The 24961-nt window shown below is 55.8% G+C and carries 20 protein-coding genes; 7 read left to right on the forward strand and 13 right to left on the reverse strand.

The features are described from left to right. Positions 1-32 precede the first annotated feature (32 nt). The 8 genes from N9C89_RS09085 to N9C89_RS09120 form a co-directional block, all read right to left on the reverse strand. A complete protein-coding gene (locus tag N9C89_RS09085; RefSeq protein ID WP_263953562.1) occupies positions 33-422 on the reverse strand; it encodes a hypothetical protein in 390 nt (129 codons plus the stop codon). An 18-nt stretch (positions 423-440) separates the two neighbouring features. After that, positions 441-1226, reverse strand: coding sequence for a crotonase/enoyl-CoA hydratase family protein (locus N9C89_RS09090; protein WP_263953563.1), 786 nt, complete (start codon positions 1224-1226; stop codon positions 441-443). After that, a complete protein-coding gene (locus N9C89_RS09095; protein ID WP_263953564.1) occupies positions 1219-2103 on the reverse strand; it encodes a hydroxymethylglutaryl-CoA lyase in 885 nt (294 codons plus the stop codon). Before N9C89_RS09095 ends, N9C89_RS09090 begins: the two co-directional genes overlap by 8 nt. Beyond that, complete coding sequence (locus N9C89_RS09100) at positions 2090-2770, reverse strand: glutathione S-transferase family protein (RefSeq protein ID WP_263953565.1); 681 nt, start codon at positions 2768-2770, stop codon at positions 2090-2092. Before N9C89_RS09100 ends, N9C89_RS09095 begins: the two co-directional genes overlap by 14 nt. A 6-nt stretch (positions 2771-2776) precedes the next feature. Further along, positions 2777-4735 carry an acetyl/propionyl/methylcrotonyl-CoA carboxylase subunit alpha gene (locus N9C89_RS09105; RefSeq protein WP_263953566.1) on the reverse strand — a complete coding sequence of 653 codons (1959 nt, stop codon included), beginning with the start codon at positions 4733-4735 and terminating at the stop codon, positions 2777-2779. A 13-nt stretch (positions 4736-4748) separates the two neighbouring features. Next, complete coding sequence (locus N9C89_RS09110; protein ID WP_263953567.1) at positions 4749-6353, reverse strand: carboxyl transferase domain-containing protein; 1605 nt, start codon at positions 6351-6353, stop codon at positions 4749-4751. Beyond that, positions 6350-7513 (reverse strand): isovaleryl-CoA dehydrogenase, encoded by a 1164-nt coding sequence (locus N9C89_RS09115; RefSeq protein ID WP_263953568.1) that lies wholly within the window; start codon positions 7511-7513, stop codon positions 6350-6352. The genes N9C89_RS09110 and N9C89_RS09115 overlap by 4 nt, the downstream gene beginning before the upstream one ends. 119 nt (positions 7514-7632) lie before the next feature. Next, entirely contained in the window at positions 7633-8289 is a 657-nt protein-coding gene (locus N9C89_RS09120; RefSeq protein WP_263953569.1) for an HAD-IA family hydrolase, read from the reverse strand. A gap of 145 nt (positions 8290-8434) precedes the next feature. On the opposite strand from N9C89_RS09120, the gene glmU reads away from it, so the two are divergent. From glmU to N9C89_RS09135, 3 genes are read left to right on the forward strand one after another with little or no spacing between them, the layout of a single operon-like run. Continuing rightward, the gene (gene glmU / locus N9C89_RS09125; protein ID WP_263953570.1) at positions 8435-9787 is read left to right on the forward strand and encodes a bifunctional UDP-N-acetylglucosamine diphosphorylase/glucosamine-1-phosphate N-acetyltransferase GlmU; all 1353 of its coding nucleotides are present in this window, start codon (positions 8435-8437) and stop codon (positions 9785-9787) included. Continuing rightward, the gene (gene glmS, locus N9C89_RS09130) at positions 9787-11601 is read left to right on the forward strand and encodes a glutamine--fructose-6-phosphate transaminase (isomerizing) (RefSeq protein WP_263953571.1); all 1815 of its coding nucleotides are present in this window, start codon (positions 9787-9789) and stop codon (positions 11599-11601) included. The genes glmU and glmS overlap by 1 nt, the downstream gene beginning before the upstream one ends. After that, a complete protein-coding gene (locus N9C89_RS09135; protein ID WP_263953572.1) occupies positions 11598-12353 on the forward strand; it encodes a DNA alkylation repair protein in 756 nt (251 codons plus the stop codon). The genes glmS and N9C89_RS09135 overlap by 4 nt, the downstream gene beginning before the upstream one ends. Here the strand turns inward: N9C89_RS09135 and N9C89_RS09140 are convergent. After that, positions 12325-13947 carry an AMP-binding protein gene (locus N9C89_RS09140; protein ID WP_263953573.1) on the reverse strand — a complete coding sequence of 541 codons (1623 nt, stop codon included), beginning with the start codon at positions 13945-13947 and terminating at the stop codon, positions 12325-12327. The two genes, N9C89_RS09135 and N9C89_RS09140, sit on opposite strands and share 29 nt — an antisense overlap. 174 nt (positions 13948-14121) lie before the next feature. Here N9C89_RS09140 and moaA point away from each other — a divergent pair, with 174 nt between their 5' ends. After that, entirely contained in the window at positions 14122-15126 is a 1005-nt protein-coding gene (gene moaA, locus N9C89_RS09145) for a GTP 3',8-cyclase MoaA (RefSeq protein ID WP_263953574.1), read from the forward strand. Between the two features lie 91 nt (positions 15127-15217). On the opposite strand, the gene N9C89_RS09150 is transcribed toward moaA, so the two are convergent. The 3 genes from N9C89_RS09150 to N9C89_RS09160 are packed head-to-tail and all read right to left on the reverse strand — an operon-like array spanning position 15218 to position 19431. Further along, entirely contained in the window at positions 15218-16384 is a 1167-nt protein-coding gene (locus N9C89_RS09150) for a M20 aminoacylase family protein (protein WP_263953575.1), read from the reverse strand. A 3-nt stretch (positions 16385-16387) separates the two neighbouring features. Further along, positions 16388-17551, reverse strand: coding sequence for an acetylornithine deacetylase (argE, locus tag N9C89_RS09155; RefSeq protein ID WP_263953576.1), 1164 nt, complete (start codon positions 17549-17551; stop codon positions 16388-16390). A gap of 38 nt (positions 17552-17589) precedes the next feature. Further along, positions 17590-19431, reverse strand: a complete 1842-nt coding sequence (locus N9C89_RS09160) for an ABC transporter ATP-binding protein (protein ID WP_263953577.1) — start codon at positions 19429-19431, stop codon at positions 17590-17592. A gap of 384 nt (positions 19432-19815) precedes the next feature. Here N9C89_RS09160 and N9C89_RS09165 point away from each other — a divergent pair, with 384 nt between their 5' ends. The 3 genes from N9C89_RS09165 to N9C89_RS09175 all read left to right on the forward strand — a co-directional run bounded on the left by N9C89_RS09165 (position 19816) and on the right by N9C89_RS09175 (position 23538). Next, positions 19816-21513, forward strand: a complete 1698-nt coding sequence (locus tag N9C89_RS09165; RefSeq protein ID WP_263953578.1) for a peptide ABC transporter substrate-binding protein — start codon at positions 19816-19818, stop codon at positions 21511-21513. A gap of 101 nt (positions 21514-21614) precedes the next feature. Next, on the forward strand, positions 21615-22622 hold the full coding sequence (locus N9C89_RS09170) for an ABC transporter permease (protein ID WP_263953579.1): 1008 nt from the start codon (positions 21615-21617) through the stop codon (positions 22620-22622). Continuing rightward, positions 22615-23538 (forward strand): ABC transporter permease, encoded by a 924-nt coding sequence (locus tag N9C89_RS09175; RefSeq protein ID WP_263953580.1) that lies wholly within the window; start codon positions 22615-22617, stop codon positions 23536-23538. The genes N9C89_RS09170 and N9C89_RS09175 overlap by 8 nt, the downstream gene beginning before the upstream one ends. A gap of 66 nt (positions 23539-23604) precedes the next feature. Here N9C89_RS09175 and N9C89_RS09180 read toward each other — a convergent pair whose 3' ends face one another. After that, positions 23605-24888 (reverse strand): DUF3422 family protein, encoded by a 1284-nt coding sequence (locus tag N9C89_RS09180; protein WP_263953581.1) that lies wholly within the window; start codon positions 24886-24888, stop codon positions 23605-23607. Positions 24889-24961 lie beyond the last annotated feature (73 nt).

Here is a 24961-nt window from a genome sequence, read left to right on the forward strand (position 1 = left end):
ATTAAGGCGAAACACCGTTCAGTTTTATCACCTCACAGAACGATCACGCCGATAACGCAGCCAAGTAAAACCAAAGTCGTCGGCCCCCAAAGGTATCTTTCCATTCGACTTGGCGTTGCCCAGTTCCCGATGCAACTCAACACCGCCAACACCAAGACAATCCAAATGGCCCAATCAGGAAAAGTGAGGTTTGAAATAGCTAGCAACTGCAACCCAGCGGCCTGCCACACAACCAATGTCATCGTGACTTGAACGGCGATCTGAAGTGCTGCGATCCAACGAACACGCAGCGGTAATACTCCGGGAAATTTCCCGCCCATCGTCAAGTGCCCCCAAGGCGCACCGAAAATCAGAGCAATCTGTAGAACCACGGGCGGAATCATCGCGATCGCATAAATTTTAGCGGCAATTTCCGGTGTCATAGCGCAGTTACCGCCCTGTTATTTCACAACCCAAGCTGCCGGCCGCTTCTCAAAGAAAGCGGCGATACCTTCGGGTGCTTCCTCTCCGTCCCAACAGCCGATCAGCGCATCAATGCTTGCATTGATTTCCGTCTCGCCAATGGGCGGGCCGAAGCGTCGTGTCAGAGCTTTTGCTGCGGCAACTGCCTCCGGCGCACAAGAAAGGTATGGCGCAACCTCGGCTTCAATCGCATCATCCAAAGCATCAGGTGCTAAGGCCCGTGCAAGAATGCCGAGTTCGACTGCTTCTTCTGCTTGAAAAATCCGGCTGTTCATAAAGACACGCCGCGCCATCGCCTCGCCCATGCGTGCCAAAACATAGGGACCTATGGTCGCTGGGATAAGTCCTAGTTTAGTTTCGGTGAGGCCAAGCTTGCCCCCTTCAACGCCGATCGCCACATCACAGACACAGGCCATCCCAACGCCGCCGCCAAACGCAGCGCCGTGCACACGCCCGATCATCGGCTTGGGCATCGTATTCAGCGCTTGAAGCATATAGGCAAGCTTGCCTGCTTCGCGTCTGCGCGTGTCTGCGTCTGCCGCCATCTGTTGTTGCATCCACGCCAGATCACCGCCCGCGCAGAAACTCTTCCCCTGTCCAGATAGAACAACAACGCGGACTGATTTATCCGTGCCAAGTTCCTTTGCCGCACGGGTCAGCTCGGTGATCAAATGCTCTGACAGCGCGTTGTGCTTTTCGGGCCGCGCAAGCGCCAAGTTGGCGACGCCGCGATCATCCACGGAAATCTCGAGTGTTTCAAACATTGCTGTCCTCCTTCGGGCCACGCATCGCTCGCGCCAGTTGTGCTGCTTCAAGCAGAACGGCTTCATGCAGCCCCGTATCATAGCCCAATGCGGCAACATGGGCTGCCAAAGCCTCTGTCGCAACATTCCCTGCCGCCCCCGGCGCGTAAGGACAGCCGCCAAGCCCTCCTACCGCGCCATCAAACACACGCAAGCCGCGCTCCAACGCAACGGTAACATTCTCAAGCGCACGACCCGATGTATCGTGGAAATGCCCCGCAAGCTGATCGGCGCCCGCAACGCGAAGAACTTCAGCCAGCATGGTATCTATGCCCTCTGGAGTTGCGCGCCCAATCGTATCGCCAAGCGAAATCTCATAACAGCCCATAGCCAGCAACTGCGCCGCAACGCGCGCAACCTGCTCCGGCGCTGTTGGCCCGTCATAGGGGCATTCGACAACGCAAGAGATATATCCACGAACCGGAATACCCTTGGCCCTCGCGGCCTCGGCAACTGGGGCAAAACGAGCGAGGCTTTCTGCAATCGTACAGTTGATGTTGGCCTTGCTGAACCCTTCGCTGGCACTTCCGAAAATCGCAATCTCGTCTGCACGAGCGGCAACAGCGCCTTCAAACCCGCGCATGTTTGGCGTAAGTGCGGCGTAGGAAACCCCCTTAGCGCGCGTAATCCCCGCCAAGACCTCAGCCGAATCCGCCATCTGCGGCACCCACTTGGGCGACACAAAACTGGCCACCTCAATCCGCTTGAACCCCGCGCGGCTCAGGCAATCCACCAAGGCAATCTTGTCAGCCGTCGAGATGACAGATTTCTCGTTTTGAAGCCCATCGCGGGGCCCAACCTCGAAAATCTCGACCTTATCCGATTCAAGCCCCGACATCTGGCACCTCGTAAAAATCCTTCTGGTACAATAGCTGCCCACCCGCTTCGGGCAAGCTCGCCTTGAACGCCGCGCGTTCGGAAAGGCGGGAGTACCATGCGGTTATGTTCGGGAAATCATCCGTGGATGCAAAGTGCTTGGACATATACAACGCTTGCCCGAGCGAGATATCCGCCGCAGAAAACCCACGGTCCAAAACGTAATCCCGCCCTTCAAGCCGCGCCTCAAGCGCCGCATAGCATTTCTTAAGTCGCGCGGCCTCAAGCTTCATGACAATCAGGCTGCGCATCTCGTCCTCGTAGAGCGCGATATGCTGCTGCGTCAGGGCTGCTGCGTGCTGGCTAATCGTTTCAGAAAAATGCACCCAGATGAGCCAGTCCGCGCGCTCCGCATCCCCAACAGCGCATCCAAGCCCCGCTTCGGGATACTGCTCGCAAAGAAACTCGGTGATCGCGCCCGTTTCAAAAAGCGTCTGGCCGCCAATCTCCAGCGCTGGCACCCGCCCCGCAGGATTTAGCGCAAGATATTCGGGCGAACGCAGGTTCTTACCAAACGGATGCTCCACAACTTGAAACGGCAACCCAATAGCGTGGTCGATCTCGTGCAACAGCCAAAGGCTCCGCATCGAACGGGTTTGCGGCGCATGATGTAGGGTTATGTCGGTCATGCCGCTTTAGACCTCCGCCTCTTCAAGCTGAATAAGCGGAGCGCCCGCGACCACCTGATCGCCCTCGCCGCACAACACATCAGCCACAACACCGTCTCGCGACGCCAGAAGGCTATGTTCCATCTTCATCGCTTCAAGAATAACGAGCCGATCACCTTCAGTCACCTTAGCGCCGGGTTTGACAAACACCGCCTTAAGCAGCCCGGGCATAGGAGCGGCAACGATATTGCCGCCCTCCTCCGCCGCGCCGCCGCGCGCCAGCGGGTCAATCGCCTCAAAGACATAACCGTTGCCCCAGAACACGCTTAGGCTTTCACCAAATCGTCGTACCCGTGCTCGAGTTTTGGCTCCATCAACAAACCAGATACCTGCGCGGCGCGTTACGTCATGCGCGATCTCTCCGATCTCGACACGATGCTCGCCAACAGCAAGCGTGGTGATCCGTGCCGCGATTTCCTCGCCGTTGTAAAGGAATGTTATCGTTTGCGGCACAGGCTCCCAAAGAGTGAAGCCTGCACTCTCGATATCGGCCGCTTCGCCAACGGCCTCGGTGAGACCGGCAAAGCCCAGCGCCGCCAGCGCTCGCGTACGAGAACAGGCCACCGGCTCTTCTGCGAGATGCTCAAGATCACGCCCAATAAGGCCGGTATCGACATCCCCCGCGCGAAAGCCCTCGTGGCGGGTAAGGCTGGTTAGAAACGCAAGGTTCGTCACGGAACCGGCCACTTCTGTGCGCGTCAAGGCTTGCTCTAACTGCTTGAGCGCAACGGCGCGTGTTGGCCCATGTGTTGTAAGTTTTGCGATCATCGGATCGTACCACGGCGAAATTTCGTCACCCGTGCGCACGCCGGTATCAATCCGCGCATCTTGGGGAAATTCAAGATGCGAGAGCGTACCCGTTGCAGGAAGGAAACCCGCTGGCACATCCTCGGCATAGAGCCGCGCCTCAAAAGCATGGCCCTTTATTGCAAGGTCCGACTGTGAGGCCGGAAGCCCTTCGCCCGATGCAACACGCAATTGCCATTCCACAAGGTCAACGCCTGTAATTGCTTCGGTCACAGGATGCTCGACCTGCAAACGTGTGTTCATTTCCATGAACCAGAAGCCATCGGTACGCAGCCCATCCGAGCCATCAACGATAAACTCAATCGTACCTGCGCCCGCATAGCCAATCGCCTTTGCCGCCCGAACAGCAGCGTTGCCCATTGCCGCACGCACATCCTCGGTCATACCCGGTGCAGGAGCTTCTTCGATCACTTTTTGGTGCCGCCGTTGGAGCGAGCAATCGCGCTCAAATAGATGCACGGCATCGGTACCGTCGCCGAAAACCTGAACCTCAATATGGCGCGGAGAGGTGATGTATTTCTCAATAAGCACATCGGCATTGCCAAAGGCCGTTTTCGCCTCACCCTGCGCAGAGGCCAGAGCGGCGTCAAACTCGCCCTCCTTCTCGACAAGGCGCATACCCTTGCCACCACCGCCCGCTACGGCTTTGATCAAAACGGGATAGCCTATCTGTTCTGCTTGTTCGGCGAGATAGGCGCTATCTTGATTGCTGCCGTGATAACCCGGAACAACCGGAACGCCCGCCTCTTCCATCAAAGCTTTAGCCGCATCCTTAAGGCCCATCGCGCGGATTGCTTTGGCAGAGGGGCCGATGAAAACAAGGCCCGCTGCCTCGACAGCCTCTACAAACTCGGGGTTTTCCGAAAGAAATCCATAACCGGGATGAATCGCCTCTGCGCCCGTATCAAGAGCGGCCTGAATAATCACATCGCCGCGCAAGTAGCTTTCGGCGGGTGCCGCCGCGCCGATATGCACCGCTTGATCGGCCAGCGCCACGTGTCGCGCCCCCGCATCGACGTCGGAATAAACCGCCACCGTGCCAACGCCCATCTTACGGGCGGTCTCAATAACACGACAGGCAATCTCGCCACGGTTCGCAATCAAAATCTTGGCAAACATGCTGCTCTCCAAACTAAATGCGGAACACGCCAAAGCGCGTGTCATCAATCGGGGCGTTTAGGGCCGCGCGCAGCGACAGCGAGAGAACCCGCCGCGTTTTGCGCGGATCGACAATGCCGTCATCCCAAAGCCGTGCAGAGGCATAGAGCGGATGGCTCTGCTCCTCGAACATTTCAATTGTGGGCTGTTTGAACGCCGCCTCTTCTTCCGCGCTCCAGCTTCCGCCGCCGCGCTCAATCGCGTCGCGCTTCACGGTGGCCAGAACGCCAGCGGCCTGTGGCCCGCCCATCACCGAAATGCGGCTTGTGGGCCAACTCCACATAAAACGTGGCTGGTATGCGCGTCCCGCCATGCCGTAATTGCCAGCACCGAAACTGCCGCCCACAACCATCGTCACCTTTGGCACGCTCGTTGTGGCAACCGCCGTCACCAGCTTGGCGCCGTGTCGCGCGATACCTTCGTTCTCGTACTTCTGACCGACCATAAAGCCAGTGATATTTTGCAGGAATATCAACGGTATTTTTCGTTGGCTGCACAGTTCCACAAAATGCGCACCCTTTTGCGCGGCTTCGGAAAACAGCACGCCGTTGTTGGCAATAATGCCAACGGGGCAGCCTTCAAGATGCGCAAACCCCGTGACCAATGTTTCGCCAAACCGTGCTTTGAACTCGTCAAAGCGGCTACCATCCACGACGCGCGCGATCACCTCACGGATATCATACGGCGTTCGGAGATCGGCAGGGACAACGCCCAAAAGCTCCTCTGGGTCATAAACTGGCTCTTCCGGCGATTGCCAGTTGACCGTTGCGGGCTTGGTTATGTTGAGGTTGCCAATGGCCTGACGCGTTAGGGCGAGCGCATGAGCGTCGTCCTCCGCGAGGTAGTCCGCAACCCCCGATAAGCGCGTATGAACATCGCCACCGCCCAGATCTTCAGCCGACACAATTTCGCCCGTTGCCGCCTTCACGAGCGGAGGACCGGCAAGGAAAATCGTGCCCTGCTCTTTCACAATGATGCTCACATCAGCCATCGCCGGAACATAAGCTCCACCTGCCGTACATGAGCCCATCACCACGGCGATTTGCGGAATACCCGCCGCCGACATATTGGCCTGGTTATAGAAAATACGCCCGAAATGGTCCCGATCAGGAAAGACCTCGTCTTGGTTCGGAAGGTTCGCACCACCGGAATCCACAAGATAGACGCAGGGCAACCGACATTCCGCTGCTATTTCTTGTGCGCGCAGGTGCTTTTTGACGGTCATTGGGTAATAGGTGCCGCCTTTTACGGTGGCGTCGTTGCAAACGACCATTACGTCCTGCCCCATGACTTGGCCGATGCCCGCGATCACGCCCGCACAGGGGGCCGCGCCATCATACATGCCATGGGCCGCCGTTGCACCGACCTCGAGAAAATCGCTGCCCGCATCAAGCAGGTTCGCCACCCGTTCGCGCGGCAGCATCTTGCCACGGCTTACATGGCGCGCGCGGGATTTCTCCCCACCGCCTGCAGCGGCTAGCTTTGCCGCCTCGGATACAACGCCCAGCGCCTCAAGATGCGCGGCGCGGTTGGCCTCGAAACCCTCCCCTGCTGTTATCGCCTTACTGACCAGTTTCACGACATCGCTCCCATCATCTCGCGACCAATGAGCATCCGGCGGATTTCGGAGGTGCCGGCACCGATCTCCATCAGCTTTGCATCACGGAAAATACGGCTCACCGCGCTTTCGTTCATAAAGCCCGTGCCGCCCATGGCCTGTACCGCTTGGTGCGCCACGACCATCGCTTCCTCGGACGCATAGAGCACACAAGCCGCCGCATCCTGCCGCGTAACTTGGCCGCGATCACAGGCCCGCGCCACCTCGTAAACATAGGCGCGCGCGGAATTCATCTTGGTGTACATGTCCGCAATTTTACCCTGCATGAGCTGGAAGTTCCCAACAGGCTCGCCAAACTGCTTGCGCTGCGAAATATAGGGCATCACCTCATCAAGGCACGCGGCCATAATCCCCGTGCCGATACCCGAGAGCACAACGCGCTCGTAATCAAGCCCACTCATCAAGACACGTACGCCTTTGCCCTCTTCGCCCAGCACATTTTCAAAAGGCACTTCAACATTTTCAAAGATCAACTCGGCCGTGTTGGAGCCGCGCATCCCCATCTTGTCGAAATGGGGGCTGGTTGAAAAACCCACCATATCTTTTTCAATGAGGAATGCAGTCATTCCACGGCTGCCGGCATCCGGATCCGTTTTCGCGTAAACCACTAACGTATCTGCATCGGGCCCGTTGGTGATCCAGAATTTCGTACCGTTCAGGGTATAGTAGCCGTTCTTTTTCTCGGCGCGCAGCTTCATCGACACAACGTCAGATCCCGCCCCTGCTTCCGACATAGCAAGCGCGCCGACATGTTCGCCGGAGATAAGTTTAGGAAGATATTTTGCGCGTTGTTCTGGTGTGCCGTTGAGTTTGATCTGGTTCACACACAGGTTGCTGTGCGCCCCATATGACAAGCTCACAGAGGCGCTGGCACGCGCGATTTCTTCAACTGCGATCACATGCGCCAGATACCCCATGTCCGCACCGCCGAACTCCTCTGGCACGGTAATCCCCAATAGGCCAAGCTCCCCCATTTCTTGCCATAGCTCTGGTGGAAACTCGTTCTTGGCATCTATTTCGGCCGCCATCGGCTTCACACGATCTTGCGCCCAACGATGCACCATCTCGCGCAGCGCATTAACTTCTTCGCCCAAGTCAAACGTCATAGTTGCGGTGAACACGGCTCTCTCCCATTTCCTGATCGCGCATTTATTGAACGCTTGTTCATTTAATAGCACAGAGCGAGTCGCGTCAATCCTTCGCAAGGCGACAGGCAAGAACTCCGAGAAGCGTTTGAAAATTAAGGCAGCAGTGCCTCTGCGAGGTCGGGAAGATCGCGGTAGTGGGCTAGCAAGGCATCGGGCTCAAGGGCCGCAACCGCCTCACCCGTCGGGCCGAATCCAACCAACACAATCGGCACACCGGCAGCGCGCGCAGTGTCACGATCTGTCACTGTGTCGCCAATCAAGATTGAACGCTCGACCTCTCCGCCTGCCTGTGTTACGGCCGCGAGATACGGAGCAACATCCGGCTTTCGTGTGGGCAAGGTGTCAGCACCAATCAAAGCATCAAACGCATCGCGCACACCCAGTCGCGACAGCAGGCTCTCTGCCAACCCTTCAGGCTTATTGGTGCAAATCGAAACCGCGAAGCCGCGCCCCCGCAGAGTCTCTACCGCATCCATTGCACCATCATAAAGCCGTGTGTGGCGATCAATCTCTCGCCCATATGCTTCCAGCAAAACAGGATACTGCTCAGGAACCCCCGCCTCAGCTCCCTCAGGATCAACGCGCGAATACCCGAGCGCCAACATCGCACGCCCTCCGTGAAACGCAGTCAATGCATCTGCAACGGGATCAAGCACATCGCCGTGCCCCAAACCTTGAAAACAATAATTCGCCGCCGCAATGAGATCGGCGCTTGTATCGGCAAGCGTTCCGTCGAGGTCAAAAACCACGCATCTTTTTCTATTATTTGGCAATTTTCAGCGTATCCCTGTAACATCCTGTAAAGCTATTTGAACATTTTGCCCCTTGCCCCGCGCGCTTTGAGCGATAAAACGGGGGAACATTCCGCCGCGACCACAACAGAAAAGACACTAAATGCCAACAGCCCTTATTACACTGGCCGCCGGTCAGGGCAGCCGTATGAACTCGGATTTGCCAAAAGTTCTACATAAAATCGGCGGTGCAACGCTACTTGAGCATGCTTTGGCAAGTGCTGAAGAACTGGATGTCGACCGCAGGATTGTTGTTGCCGGACATGGGGCTGAACTTGTGCGCGCAGAAGCCGAAGACCTTGGCGTATCTGACGTGGTGGTTCAGGAGGAGCAACTTGGCACAGGCCACGCGGTTTTGCAGGCGCGCGCGGCCCTCTCTGATTTCACGGGTGATGCGCTCGTTCTCTATGGCGACACACCGTTCATTCGCCCCGAAACGCTTTCGAAGATGGCAGCAGCGCGCCAAACCCACGCCGTCGTGGTCCTTGGGTTTGAAGCTGCGGATCCTGCGCGCTACGGCCGACTAATCACGAAGGGCGATGACCTTGAGCGCATCGTTGAGTTCAAGGACGCAACTGATGAGGAACGCGCGGTAACACTCTGTAATAGCGGAGTTATTTCCGCTGACGCCGAAACCTTGTTCTCACTTCTGGACGAGGTTGGGAACGACAACGCGGCGGGCGAGTACTACCTCACTGACATCGTCAAAATTGCCCGCGACCGTGGACTTTCAGCAGGCGTTGTGACCTGCGAGGAGGCCGAAACACTTGGCATCAACGCCCGCGCCGAACTTGCAAATGCCGAAGCCGTATTTCAGGCCACAAAACGCGTCGAAGCTCTTGAAAACGGCGTCACGCTGCTTGCGCCCGAAACGGTGTATTTCGCACGCGACACATACATTGGGCGCGATACAGTTGTGGAGCAAAACGTGGTGTTCGGCCCCGAAGTCACCATTGAATCAGGCGCTCACATCCGCGCGTTCAGCCACCTAGAAGGCTGTCACGTCAGCCGCGGCGCGATCGTTGGCCCATATGCCCGTCTGCGCCCCGGCGCGGAACTTTCTGAAGATGTGCGTGTTGGCAATTTCGTCGAAATCAAAAACGCCACACTCGCCGAAGGGGCAAAAGCCAATCACCTCACCTATGTCGGCGATGCGACAATCGGAGCGCGCGCCAACCTCGGAGCTGGCACAGTTACTTGTAACTATGACGGCGTGATGAAGCATCACACCGATGTTGGAAATGATGCCTTTATCGGCTCTTCCACCATGCTGGTTGCCCCGGTAAAGGTTGGCAACCGCGCAATGACGGCGAGCGGCTCGGTGATTACAAGTGACGTACCGGCCGACGCATTGGCCATCGGACGCAGTAAGCAAGTCAACAAAGAGAGGCTTGCGGATAAATTGTTTCAAAAATTGCAACAGATAAAAGCCAAAAAATCGGGTGGTAAATCGTAATGTGCGGTATCGTTGGTGTATTGGGAACGCATGAGGTTGCGCCCCTATTGGTCGAGGCGCTTAAACGGTTGGAATACCGAGGCTATGACAGTGCGGGCATTGCAACGATCGACGATGGCAAACTTGATCGTCGGCGCGCCGTAGGCAAGCTGGTGAACTTATCCGACGCTCTTGTTCACAACCCTCTTACCGGAAAATCGGGCATCGGTCATACCCGCTGGGCCACCCATGGCGCCCCAACCGTCAGCAACGCCCACCCGCACAAAGCGGGTCGCGTGGCGGTGGTTCACAACGGAATTGTCGAAAACTACCAGAGCCTCCGCGAAGAGTTGGTCGCAGCAGGATACAGTTTCGAAAGTGAAACCGACACAGAAACAGTCGCAACGCTTGCGCAGTTCTTCCTTGAGCAAGGACAAGCGCCAGTTGACGCTGCTAAATCTACCATCAACCGCCTAGAGGGCGCATTCGCGCTGTGCTTCTTGTTTGATGGCGAGGATGATCTTCTCGTAGCAGCACGCAAGGGTTCACCTCTAGCGATTGGTCATGGCGAAGGCGAGATGTATGTCGGTTCCGACGCGATCGCGCTTGCCCCAATGACGGATCGGATCACTTATCTTGAAGAAGGCGATCACGCCGTAATCACCCGCACCTCTGTTGAAATCTTTGACGCGAACGGCGCCGAGGTCGAGCGCCCGGTCAAGCAGGTTCAACTCGACGCAACACGCATCGAAAAATCCGGCTACAAGCATTTCATGGCTAAGGAAATCGCGGAACAGCCCGTCGTACTGGCCGATGCACAAGCCCATTACATTAAAGACGGCAACATCACCTTGCCTGTTGATCTCGATTTCAGCGCATTTGATCGCGTGACCATGGTTGCCTGTGGCACAGCATATCTTGCCTGTCTTACTGCGAAGTACTGGTTCGAACAGATCGCGCGCATTCCTGTCGAGGTCGATATCGCCTCGGAGTTCCGTTATCGTGAGCCGCCTGTGCCCGCGCGGACCTTGGCGATTTTCGTCAGCCAATCGGGAGAAACGGCTGATACGTTGGCGGCCCTTCACTATGCCAAATCCCAGGGCGCAACGATCCTTTCTGTGGTCAACGTCACCGAAAGCTCCATGGCGCGGGATAGCGATATGTCGCTTCCGATCCTTGCGGGCGTCGAAGTTTCCGTGGCTTCAACAAAAGCATTTACGTGTCAATTGTCGCTCTTGCTTTTGCTCGCACTCAAGGCATCATCAGACCGTGGGGCGCAAAGCACAGAGCAAGTGCAAAGCTACCTTGCCCATTTGCAAAAAACGCCCGCTCTTGTGAGCCAATCGCTGAATGTTGGCGACGCGGTAAAAGAAGCCGCCAAACTCGTTGCAGAGGCACAAGATATCTTGTTCCTCGGACGCGGCGCGATGTTCCCACTGGCGCTAGAAGGCGCGCTCAAACTCAAGGAACTCAGCTATATTCACGCTGAAGGCTATGCAAGTGGCGAGTTGAAACACGGGCCAATTGCGCTGATCGACAAGCATGTTCCTGTTGTGGTCATGGCCCCGCGCGATGCTCTATTTGAAAAGACAATCTCCAACATGCAGGAGGTTATGGCCCGTGGCGGCAAGGTGCTGCTGATCTCTGATGCCGCCGGTATCGCTGAAGCAGGGCAAGGCGTTTGGAGCACGATCACCATGCCGGAGATCGAGCCTGTTTTCGCCCCAATCCTCTATGCGATCCCTGCACAGCTATTGGCCTATCACACGGCGATCGCCAAGGGCACCGACGTAGACCAACCACGCAACCTTGCAAAATCGGTGACCGTAGAATGACCCCAGAAGCCGCCCTATCCGACCTTCGCGCCCACGCCCAAGATGGCAAGGCCGAAGAAATGCGGGCCTATCACAAGGCCGATCGAGAGTACCTTGGGGTTGCCAATCCCGATATCGACAGCTGCACCAAAGCGTGGCGCAAAGAGCTGGACGTTCCAGAGCGAGTTGCCCTCGCCCGCGATCTTTGGGCCACAGATATCCACGAGGCACGTGTAGCAGCCGCCAAATTGCTGACCCAAGCGCGGCTGCGCCCTGACGAAGCGGCGTGGGAGCTTATCCAAAGCTGGGTTCCGGATTTCAACGCATGGGCCATTGCCGATCACGCTTGCATCGCGGGGCAAAAACGCCTCGTTGCCGACCCCACGCGCCTTGATGAGGTAGAGCCGTGGATTGCATCTGATCACATGTGGACGCGCCGCGCGGCCTTTGTCATCACCTTGCCGTGGACCAAACAGAATTTCCCGAAACCCGCCGAGATTGAAGCGCGGGAACGCGTATTGGGCTGGGCTGCGACGCTGGTTGAGGACAAGGAATGGTTTATCCAAAAGGCGATTTCGTGGTGGCTGCGCGATCTGTCAAAGCACGATGTGCCACGCGCGCAGGCGTTTTTGAATGAATATGGCCCGCGCCTGAAACCATTCGCACAGAAGGAAGCCACGCGCCACATGCGCGATTACACTGTGCCTCCGCTCAAAGAGCCAGACGTCGAGACTGCTGACGCTCCTAAGCCTGACGAAGCGCCCGACGCATAATCTTGCCCGTCGCCGTCATTGGCATTTCGTCAATAAACTCAACGGAACGAGGAGCGACGTGTGGACTGACCTTGTCTTTGACGCGGGCGATCAACGCATCCTCTAACCCATCAGCACTCTCGCCTTCGCGCAACACGATGAATGCTTTCACAACCTCTGTCCGCAGCGCATCCGGAATTCCAATACAGGCCGCCATGGCGACCGATGGATGAGCGCAAAGACAGTTTTCGATCTCACTCGGTCCAATGCGATAGCCAGCGGAGGTAATCACATCGTCATCGCGGCTGGAGAAGCGGAAATAGCCGTCCGCGTCACAACTGCCAAGATCACCGGTGCGCAGCCAGCCATTCACGAATTTACGTTCTGTTTCCTCGGGCTTATTCCAATAGCGCAGAAACATCACCGGATCGGGCGCGCGCACCGCAATTTCGCCAATCTCACCTGCAGGAACTGGATTGCCTTCAGCGTCGATAATCGCAACCTCATGACCAGGAACGGCACCGCCCATCGCACCAGCCATATGTTTACCAAGCGCTTTTGATGCGGAAACCACCAAATTACACTCAGTCTGACCGTAAATCTCATTCACCGGTGCGCCCAAAACATCCTCTGCCCATTGCAACAAGTCTGCGCCAAGGCTCTCTCCGCCAGAGCTGATACTGCGGATATCCACGCCAACAGGAACGTCCGCTCCACGCATCATTTTGAGTGCGGTTGGCGGCATAAAGAGGTTCCTAATTCGATACCGCGCCATCAGGTCATAGGCCGCTGCAGCGTCGAACTTTCGCATCCGATGCGAGACAAGCGGCACACCGTAATAAAGGCAGGGCATTGCCATATCCATCAACCCACCGATCCACGCCCAGTCTGCTGGCGTCCAGCCGCAATCGCCCTGTTTCGGGAAGCCATCGTGATGCACTTCGATGGCCGGAAGATGACCGAGCAGGAACCTGTGCCCATGCAAAACGCCTTTTGGGTCGCCCGTTGTACCGGATGTATAAATCAAAACCGCCGGCGTATCAGCGCGGGTCTCTACTGGGGTACATGTTTTAGGATGCTTTTCGATTTCGTCCCAAACTGACTCAACACCAGCCGCATCGCCGATGGTCAAAACCGTTTCAAGAGCAGGCAGGTCAGAACGTATCTTGGCAACTTTGGGAAGGCTTTCGTCACTCGTTATCAAAAGCTTCGCGCCACTATCGGAAAGCCGATACCGCAACGCGTCTTCGCCGAATAAGGTAAACAGCGGAAGCACAACCGCGCCAAGCTTATAGGCTGCGAAATGCGCGATTATAACCGCCGGTTCTTGCGGCAACAGGATTGCAATGCGGTCCCCCTCTCCTACACCTTGTGCAGCAAAGGCATTGGCCAGCGCATTGGAAGCCTCTTCCAACTCGCTATATGTCCAACGACGTTCGGTTCCATCCTCCTCCACATGGATTATCGCCTCCTGATCCGGCGCACTACGCGCCAAAGAGGTACAGCAAAGCTCAGCGATATTCATTACCGGCGGAATATCCCAACGAAATGCGGACGCAACAGCATCCCACGTTGTGAAATCCTTGATCAATCGCCGCTTATCCTGCTCTTGCATCCATCTCCTCCCCAGAGATTGTGAACGAGCGTTCAGTTAACCGCCCGCGCCCTCCAGCGTCAATTGCGTTTTCGCCATTCCGCCAGACAGTTATCGCGCAAATATTACCGCGCACCACCCCACCATCTATAAATCCCCCTTGCCCCTCAATACCACCACGCCTAGGCTATCTGCATGACCGCACCCTTGATTGATCCCTTCTTGCGCCCGATTACATATCTGCGCCTCTCGGTAACGGACCGTTGCGACTTTCGCTGTGTTTACTGCATGGCGGAGCAAATGACCTTTCTACCGAAAAAAGAGCTACTGACGCTTGAGGAGTTGGATCGGCTGTCTTCTGCCTTTATCGGGCTGGGTGTGCGCAAGCTTCGGATTACGGGCGGGGAACCGTTGGTGCGCCGTGACATCATGAGCTATTTCAAAGCCATGTCGCGGCACCTGAAATCAGGTGCGCTGGACGAACTCACGCTTACAACCAATGGCTCACAACTGGCAAAGTATGCCGACGAACTCGCGGCCTGTGGGGTGAAACGGATCAACATCTCTTTGGATACGCTCGATGAGGCGAAATTTGCCGAGATTACGCGCTGGGGCCGCTTGCCACAGGTTCTTGAAGGGATCGAGGCCGCTCAAGCGGCAGGCCTTAAAGTAAAACTGAACACAGTGGCGCTTAAAGGCTTTAACGAGGACGAGCTTTTTACCCTCACCGAATTTTGCGCCGCACGAGATATGGACCTGACCTTTATCGAGGTCATGCCCATGGGAGATATCGGCAATGAAAACCGGATCGGGCAATATTGGTCTCTCGAAGACTTACGAGAAACTCTGGCCACACGTTTTAGCCTTGCCGACCTTCCCGACAAAACCGGGGGCCCTGCGAGATATGTCAGGATCGGGGAAACGCGCCAACGCATTGGTTTCATCACGCCACTGACACATAATTTCTGTGAAAGCTGTAACCGCGTTCGGGTGACTTGCACGGGCGAAATTTTCACCTGTCTGGGACAAGAAGGGAAATCCGATCTCCGTGCGCCATTGCGTGCGAGCGAAAGCGATACAAAGCTGAATGAAGCGATCCGCGCCGCGATCGCGCTCAAGCCCAAGGGCCATGATTTTGACTATTCGCGACAGGAAGTGGCTGGGCAAATGAGCCGCCACATGAGCCATACCGGCGGCTAAAGCTTTAGATCAACTTTACAACACAATAGCTTGATTTAAAAAGAAAAAGGCCGCCAGATTGGGCGGCCTTTTCTATCAATCTTAGCTTACCTCATGAGGCAGCAGGCATCCGACTTTCGACCATCTCAACCCACCAGCTACACCCCGCAGGGATCGCATTGTCGTCGAAATTATAGGCTGGGTGATGCACCGCTGCTGTGTCGCCATTGCCGACGAGGATATAAGCGCCGGGGCGTTCTTCGAGCATAAAGGCGAAATCCTCACCGCCCATCACAAGCGGCGCATCTTCGCAATCACCAGAAATTTTCTTGGCCGCTTCAGCCGCATATTCGGTTTCCGTGTCGTGGTTAACCATCACCGGATAACCGCGCATATAGTTAACGTCGGCCACCCCGCCAAGCGCCTCTGCTGTGAGCGGAGCGATTGCTTTAATCCGCTGTTCGGCAAGGTCACGAACGTCGTTTGACAGCGTCCGCACAGTCCCCTTCAGATGTACTTTCTGGGGAATGACGTTGTAAGCGTTGCTCTCGGTTTCAAAGCTCGTGACCGAAACAACGACTTGCTTCACAGGGTCCACATTTCGACTTGCGATTGTCTGCATCGCCAAAACGATCTGGCTCGCGATGATCGTCGTATCAACAACCTCTTGTGGCTTTGCCGCGTGGCCGCCCTTGCCCTCGACAAAAATGTCAAATGTATCGGTCGCGGCAAAGAACGGGCCTTTGCGAATTGCAAAGCTACCGAGCGGATGACCGGGCCAGTTATGCATCCCATAGACTTCCTGGATGTTCCAGCGATCCATCATGCCGTCTTCACACATTTCACGGCCACCGCCGCCGCCCTCTTCGGCAGGCTGGAAAATCACAACCGTGGTGCCGTCAAAGTTGCGCGTCTCGCACAGGTATTTTGCTGCACCAAGTAGCATGGCCGTGTGGCCGTCGTGACCGCAGGCATGCATAGCGCCTGGTGTTTTGGACGCATATTCAACGCCTGTTGCTTCAAGGATCGGAAGCGCATCCATATCTGCGCGCAGTCCCACAACTTTGCCAGACGTATCAGTCTTGCCCTTGATAACGCCGACAACCCCAGTGCGGCCGATACCCTCTACAACCTCATCACAGCCGAATGCGCGCAGCAATTCCGCCACCCGCGCCGAAGTTCGGTGCGTTTCAAACAGGATTTCCGGGTTTGCGTGGAAGTCTCGTCGCCATTCGGTAATTTCGGGCAGAAGCTCTGCGAAGCGGTTCTTTACGGGCATTTTCTAGTCCTGTGTTAAGTGTTGGATAAGCCGAAGCATAAAGGCCTCTCCGGCCTCCAACTGGCTGATTTCTAAATATTCATTCGGTTGATGGGCCTGCGCGATATCGCCAGGTCCACAGACAGCTGCGGAGTAGCCCCCCGCCTGAAACTGTCCAGCTTCTGTTGCGTAAGCCACAACATTGGTCGCGTTATCGCCTGTCAGGTGGCGGAGGAGTTGCTCGGACTGACCTTCGGTTTCCGGCGCAAGCGGCGGAACGGCGTATCCTTGCGATATATCGATACCGGTGTCGGGGTGGATGGCCTGCATCCGATCTGAAATCTCCTCGGCTTTGGCACGAAGCTTCGCCTCCCAATCGGCCAAAGACTCCCCAGGCACAACGCGGAACGACAAGTCGAAATGACACTCTTTGGCGGTAATATTATGCGCCGTACCGCCGCTTATTCTACCGATGTGCAGCGTTGTGTAGGGCGGCACGAAATCCGCAGCGAGCGGATTCGGTGTTGCCTTTGCGGAGAGTGCGTTCTGTTCGTGCGCCCACTGAATCAACTCGGTGCCATACATGATCGCGGAAACACCGGTGTGAAGCAGCGAGCTATGCACCTCGAAGCCTCGCACCGATACCTGAAACCCGACGCTGCCTTTATGCCCCGTGACAACCTTCATCATTGAAGGCTCACCAATAATTGCTGCAGAGGCAGGAGGAAGAGCTTTCATCGCCTCGATCATCGGAGGCGCACCGAAACAGCCAACCTCTTCATCATAGGAGAACGCGAGTTGGATTGGCCGCTTTACCCCCGACTTAAGAATATGCGGCACCGCCCAGAGCGCCAAAGCGTCAAAGCCCTTCATATCCGCAGTACCACGCCCATAAAGACGGCCGTCTTTTTCGACCATCTCGAATGGATCGCTCTCCCACGCTTGTCCGACAACAGGTACGACATCCGTGTGCCCCGACAGCACAACGCCGCCTTCGACCTCCGGCCCGACATTTGCAAAGAGCGAGGCCTTTTGGCCGGTCTCGTCATAAACGCGGAATGACTTTACGCCAAAGCTCTCGAGATATCCCTCGATCCACTCGATCAGCGGCAGGTTACTTTCGCTGCTGACGGTATTGAAGCTTACGAGCTTACCAAGAATCTCGCGCGTGGATAGAGGCTCTCCCATGAGGTTTCCAGACTTTAGGAACGGCCGATTGGTCGTTGTTATTGAAGAACAAAGTGGCCTTTACTGACCTCTGTATAGACCGAAGGCGCCGCCTCGTGTGACACGGGGAAGATTGGCGACGGGATCGGCTTGAACTTGAGGTCAGAGGCAATTTTCTTTTGGCGCGGATCGGCAACAGGAACCGCAGACATTAGCGATTTTGTATAGCTGTGCTGCGGGTTTTCAAACACCGCTTGGCGCGGTCCGATCTCGACGATCCGACCCAGATACATCACCGCAGTTTGGTGGCTCACACGCTCGACCACAGCCATATCGTGGCTGATGAACAGCATCGCGATTCCGAGGTCTGCCTGTAGCTCCATGAGCAAGTTCAGCACTTGCGCCTGAACCGACACATCAAGCGCAGAAACGGCCTCGTCCGCAACAACGAGCTTCGGGTTAAGCGCAAGCGCGCGGGCAATCGCGATCCGCTGGCGTTGGCCGCCGGAGAGCTCATGCGGGTATCGTTTTAGGAAGCTGCGCGGGAGTTCAACCCGATCAAAAAGGCTCGCCACGCGGTCGTTCACTTCGCTGCCACTTGCGAGGTTATAGTTGCGCATCGGCTCGGCAACCTGATCGATCAACCGCACTTGAGGATTGAGCGAGGCAAAGGGATCCTGAAACACCATTTGCATATCGCGGCGCGCTTTACGCAACTCTGTAGGGCTAAGCGCAAGAATATCAACACCGCCGAGGTTTACTTCGCCGCTTTGTGGCTCAACAAGCCGTAGAATGGACCGCCCGCAAGAAGACTTCCCGCAGCCGGATTCCCCAACGAGCGATAGCGTTTCCCCTGGTTTGAGCTCAAACGACACATCTTCGACAGCGTGAACATTGGCCACAGTACGGCGCAGCAGGCCCTTCTTCACGGGGAAACGCGTCGTCAGGTTCTTGACCTTTAGCAGAGGCGGAACCTCGCCCGCCTTCGCGGCGATTTCCTGTTTTGCTTTGGCCGCGGCCATAACAACTTCGTATTTATCCTCATCACCGAGGATACGCATTGGTTCTGGGAAGGCCTTTCCCGTCATCTCGCCAAGCTTCGGTACGGCCGCCAGCAGCGACTTGGTGTAATCGTGCTGCGGATTCTCGAATATCTGCTCGACCGGCCCCTCTTCCATCATGTTCCCGCGATACATCACGATCACGCGGTCGGCCATCTGGGCCACAACTGCCATATCATGGGTGATAAATAGAACGGCGGTGCCATGTTCGCGCTTAAGGCGGTCAATGAGCGCAAGAATCTCGGCCTGAATAGTCACATCCAACGCAGTTGTCGGCTCGTCACAGATCAGCAGCTTCGGCTCGCAAGCCATAGCAATCGCGATCACCACGCGCTGCCGCATCCCACCAGAAAGCTCGTGCGGATACTGCGTCATGCGGCGCTCAGGCTCAGGGATCCGCACGTCTTTTAGGATTTCAATAGCCCGTTTGTTGGCTTCCGACTTGCTAAGTCCCTTATGAAGAATCAACCCTTCGGTTAGCTGCTTGCCGACGGTAAATACCGGATTGAGCGAGGTCATCGGCTCCTGAAAAATCATTCCGATCTCGTTACCACGGATTGAACGCATGTCGGCTGGATCAACCTTAGCAAGATCAACCTCGCCTTCGACACCGCGGTTAAACTCAAGGGATCCTTCGGTGATTTCACCACCGCCAAACTCGACAAGCCGCATGATCGAAAGCGACGACACCGATTTACCCGATCCCGATTCGCCAACGACACAGAGGGTCTCTCCGGGATCAATGCTAAAGGATATATCCTCAACGCCAATTACGATTCCGCTATTAGTTTCAAACTCTACGCGAAGGTTCTTAACGTCGATTAGGTGGCTGTCTAGCATAGTGTATGATCTCGTATATCAGGATGCTCGTCACGCTAAGCGCCGAGAATAGCGAAAGTCAAACCCGAATCCTGATCCAGAAAAATTCGAGGCAATTCACATTTGAATTTCGATAATCCGATTAAAATCACCACCCGACAGCGTACAATATGCCGAAAAATCAGACATTTTGACAAATCCAACCGTTATCGCAACGGAAACCGGGCAACGGCACGCTTGCTTTTTTTTTACATTTGCCCTGAACTACCCCGCATGGCGGATCGAACCTCGAAGTGAGTCGTTATTGCATATGAAACGAAATTTGCTTCTACCCAAGCGAGTCCGAGAACTCGTGTCCAAAAAATCCGGAAAGCCGGGGTCCGCATATCCAACAAGGAGAGTAATATGAAAATGAAGACAGCCCTACTGGGCGCTGCTGCCGCATTTGCGATGGCCCCTATGGCCATGGCGGAACGAGGCGCAGACGGCCATGTAAACATCATCTATTGGCAAGCGCCATCGATCATGAACCCATATCTTTCCGGCGGTACAAAAGACCTTGAGGCCGCGAGCCTCGTCATTGAGCCGCTCGCCCGCTATGACCAAGACGGCAACATGGTTCCATGGCTCGTCGACTCTGTACCAACAGTAGAAAACGGCGGCGTCTCTGAAGACCTCACAACTGTAACGTGGAAGCTGAAAGAAGGCCTTCTGTGGTCTGACGGCACACCAGTTACTTCTGCTGACGTCAAGTTTAGCTGGGAATACTGTACCGCTGACGGCGGTGGCTGCGCGCAGTCCGAAAAGTACAATGATGTTGTCGACGTTGAAACACCCGACGAACTTACAGCGATTGTAAAATTCGGCGTGTCCAAGCCCTTCCCTTATGGCCCCTTTGTTGGCGCGCAAGCTCCGATCCTTCAAAAGGCGCAGTTTGAAAACTGCCTCGGCCCAAAGGCACCTGAGTGTACAGAAGAGAACTTCGCACCGATCGGCACTGGCCCGTTCACCGTAACAGAGTTCCGCCCGAACGACGTTGTGTCGCTCGAAGCAAACCCGAACTACCGTGATGCGTCCAAACCAGCGTTTGCGACAGCGACACTCAAAGGCGGCGGCGACGCAACCGCGGCTGGCCGTTCGGTTCTTGAAACCGGCGAGTTTGACTACGCGTGGAACCTACAGCTTGCACCAGACGTGCTTGCCAACATGGAAGCCAAGGGCAAAGGCAAGATCGTGTCCGGATTTGGTACGCTTGTTGAGCGGATCATGGTTAACCAAACCGATCCTTCCGCTGATCTCGGTGACGAGCGCGCTACCAAAAAACACCCACACCCGTTCCTGACAGACAAGAACGTACGCCAAGCGCTTTCCATGGCGATTGACCGCGAACTGCTGACAGAAATCGGCTATGGCGCTGCTGGTCGTCCAACTTGTAACGTGCTGCCTGCTCCTGCGATCTATGCCTCGACCGCAAACGACGGCTGCCTTGTACAAGACATTGCTGGTGCAAATGAGCTTCTCGAAAGCGCTGGTTGGGTGAAAGGTGCTGACGGCATCCGCGCCAAAGATGGTGTGCGTCTTTCGATGCTGTATCAAACATCCACAAACGCTGTGCGTCAGGATTTCCAAGCTCTGATCAAACAGTGGTGGGGCGAAATCGGCGTTGAAACCGAACTTCGCAACCTTGATGCGTCCGTGTTCTTCGGTGGTGACCCAGGTTCGCCTGACACATTCCAGAAGTTCTTTGCTGACGTAGAAATGTACGCCAACAACTTCGACGGCACAGACCCAGAGTCCTATATGGCAAACTGGGAGTGTAAGCAGGCTCCAAGCCCAGAGAACCAGTGGCAAGGCAACAACATGCCACGCTTCTGCTCTGAGGAATATGACGCTCTCGTGGCCAAGATGGCTGTGACTGGCGACATCAATGAGCGTGCCGAACTTGCCAAAGCTATGAACGACATGCTGATGCAAGAATATGTCATCATTCCACTTGTGGACCGTGGCCGAGTGTCGGCTCACTCCAACACTCTTGGTGGTGTGATCCTCAATACTTGGGACAGCGAGCTGTGGAACGCAGCTGACTGGCATCGCGTCAAGTAAACCTATGTGAATTGGGGCGTCCGTAAGTTTCGGGCGCCCCTTTTCCATATCTTGGCTTCCCCTGAATACCAGAGCCGATCAATCGGCCCGAGGCAAACCACATGCTCACATTCACGCTCCGCAGGCTGCTGCTCGCGATCCCGACGCTTATTTTCATTTCGTTGGTCATTTTCCTGCTTCTGGAACTCGCACCCGGCGATCCGATGGCACAAGTGCCCTTGACGGTCCCTCCAGAAGTAAAGGCGCAGATGCGCGAGGCTCTCGGCCTTGGACAACCGATCCATATCCGCTTTGTCAAATGGCTCTACCAGTTCTATGTGGTTGAACCGCTTTATCTCGCAGACGCTTTATTCGGAACCAGCTGGTCCGAAGGTCTGCCCCGCATCATTTCTTGGCAGTGGCGCTCCTCCGTTCTTGACGTCGTTGCCCAACGTATCCCGCAAACTCTTTGGGTTGTTGGCCTTTCCTATGTGATTGGTGCCATGATCGCTGTTCCGATCGGCGTCATCTCTGCCTATCGCCAGTACTCGATCTTCGATCAAATCGGCACATTCATTTCGATGGTCGGCTTCTCGGTTCCGACCTTCTTTACCGGTGTTTTGCTGATCGTGATCTTCTCGGTCAACCTTGGCTGGTTCCCATCAATTTACGACACGACACTGGTTGTGAATGACTGGCCTTCCTTCGTTAAACAGCTCAAGCAGATGGTGATGCCGGTCTTTGTTCTGGCGCTTTATAACGCAGCACAGATCAGCCGCTTTATGCGCGCCTCCATGCTCGACAACCTCAATCAGGATTACGTCCGCACTGCGCGTGCAAAGGGGCTCGGAGAGCGGGCCGTTGTGTTGGTCCATGTGCTGCGCAACTCGATGATCCCTGTTGTGACCGTGATTGCGCTTGGTGTGCCGACGGTCTTTTCCGGTGCGATCATTACGGAGCAGGTGTTCAAGGTGAATGGCCTCGGCCAGCTTCTGATTACGGCCATTCAGGCCAATGACCTTCCAACAGTTCAAACGCTGACCGTGATCTTTGCGATCCTGATCATCCTGTTCAATCTAATTGCCGATATCCTTTATGGTATCCTCGACCCAAGGATCCGCTATGACTAAGACAGCCGTACACTCAAACGACGCCACCGAAGAAACTGCAACCCGCAGCCAGTGGTGGGACGTCTGGGATCAGTTCAAGACCCACCGCGGCGCGATGGTCGGCTTGATCATATTTGTGTCGATCCTGTTGTTCGTCGTTGTCGGGCCATGGGTGTGGACCATTGATCCAACCCATATCGATATCCGCGCCCGCAACCAGGGGCCAAGCCTTGCGCATCCATTTGGAACTGACCAACTTGGCCGCGATATCTTTGCGCGGATGATGGCAGGCGGTCAGGTTTCCATGGCTGTGGGGATGACGGCGATGGCGCTTTCCTTGTTCCTCGGCACGTTGATCGGGGTGTTGGCTGGGTATTTCAAATGGCTCGACGGGCCGCTTATGCGCTTGACCGACCTGTTCCTCGCCCTGCCCCTTCTACCCCTGCTGTTGGTGATTATCCTTCTGTTCCGCGAACGCCTAAGTTCGGTATTCGGGCCAGAGGGCGGCATTTTCATCCTAATGGTGTTCGCAATCGGCATAACAAGCTGGATGCAGGCTGCGCGGATTGTGCGCGGTGACGTGCTAGCGCTCAAGGAACGCGAGTTTGTTTTGGCTGCCCATTCCATCGGAACAGCCCCGCGCAAGATGATCCTACGGCATATTCTGCCCAACGTGATGTCGCCCATCATGGTGTCGGCCACGCTCGGAATTGCCAATGCAATCATCACAGAGAGTGCGCTCTCGTTCCTCGGCCTCGGCTTCCCACCAGACTTCCCAACATGGGGCCGGTTGCTCTTTGACGGCGTTGACTTCCTTCAGCAGTACCCAGAGCGCGTTCTGTTCCCGGGCATTGCAATCTCGCTAACTGTGCTGTCGGTTAACTATATCGGCGACGGGCTGCGCGATGCGCTCGATCCACGCATTCGCGGGCGCTAAACAACATGCCAAAAAACCACAAAGGGGCCATGTGGCCCCTTTGCTTATGGCAAAACGATCTCGTCTCTAATGACCAATTCGCTTCTTGAGGTTTTTCAGGTACATCCAAACTCCTAACACGACAAACGGTACAAGCACCGCAGTCAGAACCGTTTTGGAAAGATGAAAGTTCTTTGCCAGAGGTGCAAAGAAATACCCCAGAAGACTGACAGCATAATAAGAAATTGCCACAACCGAGAGCCCCTCAACTGTTTGCTGGAGGCGCAATTGCAGATCCGCGCGTCTGTCCATAGACCGCAGGATCTCTTGATTTTGTCGCCCGCGCTCCACATCCACCCGCGTGCGCAGCAACTCAGCAGCGCGCACCGCCCGATCTGACATCCGCTGCAACAATTTCTCCGCAGCCGTCACTGTGCGCATCGCAGGATCAAATCGACGCATCATGAATTCGTCAAAGGTCTGTCGCCCTCTATACCGCTCTTCTCGCAATATCTTGATCCGTTGGTTTACGATTGCCTCATACGCGTTCGTCGCGCCAAACCGATAACTTGTTTCTGCAGTCAACTGCTCCAACCTCGCTGTAAGAGGCTTGAGCTCGGCAAGGGTCTCCTCGGCGGCGTCCACTGTTGTCCCCATCCGCGCCACAACACCCGTCAATTCGGATTCAATGGGGCCAATCTCGCCCATTAGATTTTTGGCCGTGAGATAGCCGAGCATGGCCATAGTTTTATAGGTTTCGATCTCACATAGCCGTTGAAGAATACGCCCTGTCCGTTGCGGACCAACGCCATCCTGCATCATCATCGCGAACCTGACGTGGCCAGCCTCATCAATACGAAAGTCAGAGGCAACCAGCGCAGAAGCATCCAAAATTTCGCTCACGGCAAGGCTTTCCGGAACAAACCACTGTGTCAGATTTTCAAGGATTGCCTCGTCATGCTCCGGTCGCTTCTCGATATGGAAATGCGCAGACGTAAGCCGAAGTCCGGGCGCTTTGGCACACCAATCTTTTGGAAAGACTTCAAAACCCTTCGGATCGAACGCCCGACTCGCGACCGCTTCGGTGAAGATTGTATAGGTTAAGAACTCACTGTGACTCTCCCATTTCAGGAAATGGCGGCCAAGTGGGCCAAAGTAGTGTGTCGCGCCGGGACGTGGATGCACAGCTCCGTGACGGTCCAGTAAATCCAGAAGATGCGCGCGCTCGGCTGCATAGTCTCGCTCTTGGCCATCTGGTGTTTTAAGCGCCAGAAAAACCGCGCTCGCTGGCGCGGAAAGCGCGGGGAATGGCCGTGCATGAAGTTCATTCGCCAAATGATATCGGTCTGGATGATCTTTGATCTCGTCCATACTTGCCCCTTACGGCCCTTGAATAGTGGGCTATGATTTTCATCCAACATAAAGCGCCGCGCCAAAGTGTAAA

The sequence above is a fragment of the Halocynthiibacter sp. SDUM655004 genome (assembly GCF_026015885.1).
GTDB classification, from domain to species: Bacteria; Pseudomonadota; Alphaproteobacteria; order Rhodobacterales; family Rhodobacteraceae; genus Falsihalocynthiibacter; species Falsihalocynthiibacter halioticoli.

Excerpts from the sequence above, each read along its gene's own strand:
- N9C89_RS09085 (WP_263953562.1), bottom strand. The coding sequence starts at position 422 with ATGACACCGGAAATTGCCGCTAAAATTTATGCGATCGCGATGATTCCG.
- N9C89_RS09090 (WP_263953563.1), bottom strand. The coding sequence starts at position 1,226 with ATGTTTGAAACACTCGAGATTTCCGTGGATGATCGCGGCGTCGCCAAC.
- N9C89_RS09095 (WP_263953564.1), bottom strand. The coding sequence starts at position 2,103 with ATGTCGGGGCTTGAATCGGATAAGGTCGAGATTTTCGAGGTTGGGCCC.
- N9C89_RS09100 (WP_263953565.1), bottom strand. The coding sequence starts at position 2,770 with ATGACCGACATAACCCTACATCATGCGCCGCAAACCCGTTCGATGCGG.
- N9C89_RS09105 (WP_263953566.1), bottom strand. The coding sequence starts at position 4,735 with ATGTTTGCCAAGATTTTGATTGCGAACCGTGGCGAGATTGCCTGTCGT.
- glmU (WP_263953570.1), top strand. The coding sequence starts at position 8,435 with ATGCCAACAGCCCTTATTACACTGGCCGCCGGTCAGGGCAGCCGTATG.
- glmS (WP_263953571.1), top strand. The coding sequence starts at position 9,787 with ATGTGCGGTATCGTTGGTGTATTGGGAACGCATGAGGTTGCGCCCCTA.
- N9C89_RS09135 (WP_263953572.1), top strand. The coding sequence starts at position 11,598 with ATGACCCCAGAAGCCGCCCTATCCGACCTTCGCGCCCACGCCCAAGAT.
- N9C89_RS09140 (WP_263953573.1), bottom strand. The coding sequence starts at position 13,947 with ATGCAAGAGCAGGATAAGCGGCGATTGATCAAGGATTTCACAACGTGG.
- moaA (WP_263953574.1), top strand. The coding sequence starts at position 14,122 with ATGACCGCACCCTTGATTGATCCCTTCTTGCGCCCGATTACATATCTG.
- N9C89_RS09150 (WP_263953575.1), bottom strand. The coding sequence starts at position 16,384 with ATGCCCGTAAAGAACCGCTTCGCAGAGCTTCTGCCCGAAATTACCGAA.
- argE (WP_263953576.1), bottom strand. The coding sequence starts at position 17,551 with ATGGGAGAGCCTCTATCCACGCGCGAGATTCTTGGTAAGCTCGTAAGC.
- N9C89_RS09160 (WP_263953577.1), bottom strand. The coding sequence starts at position 19,431 with ATGCTAGACAGCCACCTAATCGACGTTAAGAACCTTCGCGTAGAGTTT.
- N9C89_RS09165 (WP_263953578.1), top strand. The coding sequence starts at position 19,816 with ATGAAAATGAAGACAGCCCTACTGGGCGCTGCTGCCGCATTTGCGATG.
- N9C89_RS09170 (WP_263953579.1), top strand. The coding sequence starts at position 21,615 with ATGCTCACATTCACGCTCCGCAGGCTGCTGCTCGCGATCCCGACGCTT.
- N9C89_RS09175 (WP_263953580.1), top strand. The coding sequence starts at position 22,615 with ATGACTAAGACAGCCGTACACTCAAACGACGCCACCGAAGAAACTGCA.
- N9C89_RS09180 (WP_263953581.1), bottom strand. The coding sequence starts at position 24,888 with ATGGACGAGATCAAAGATCATCCAGACCGATATCATTTGGCGAATGAA.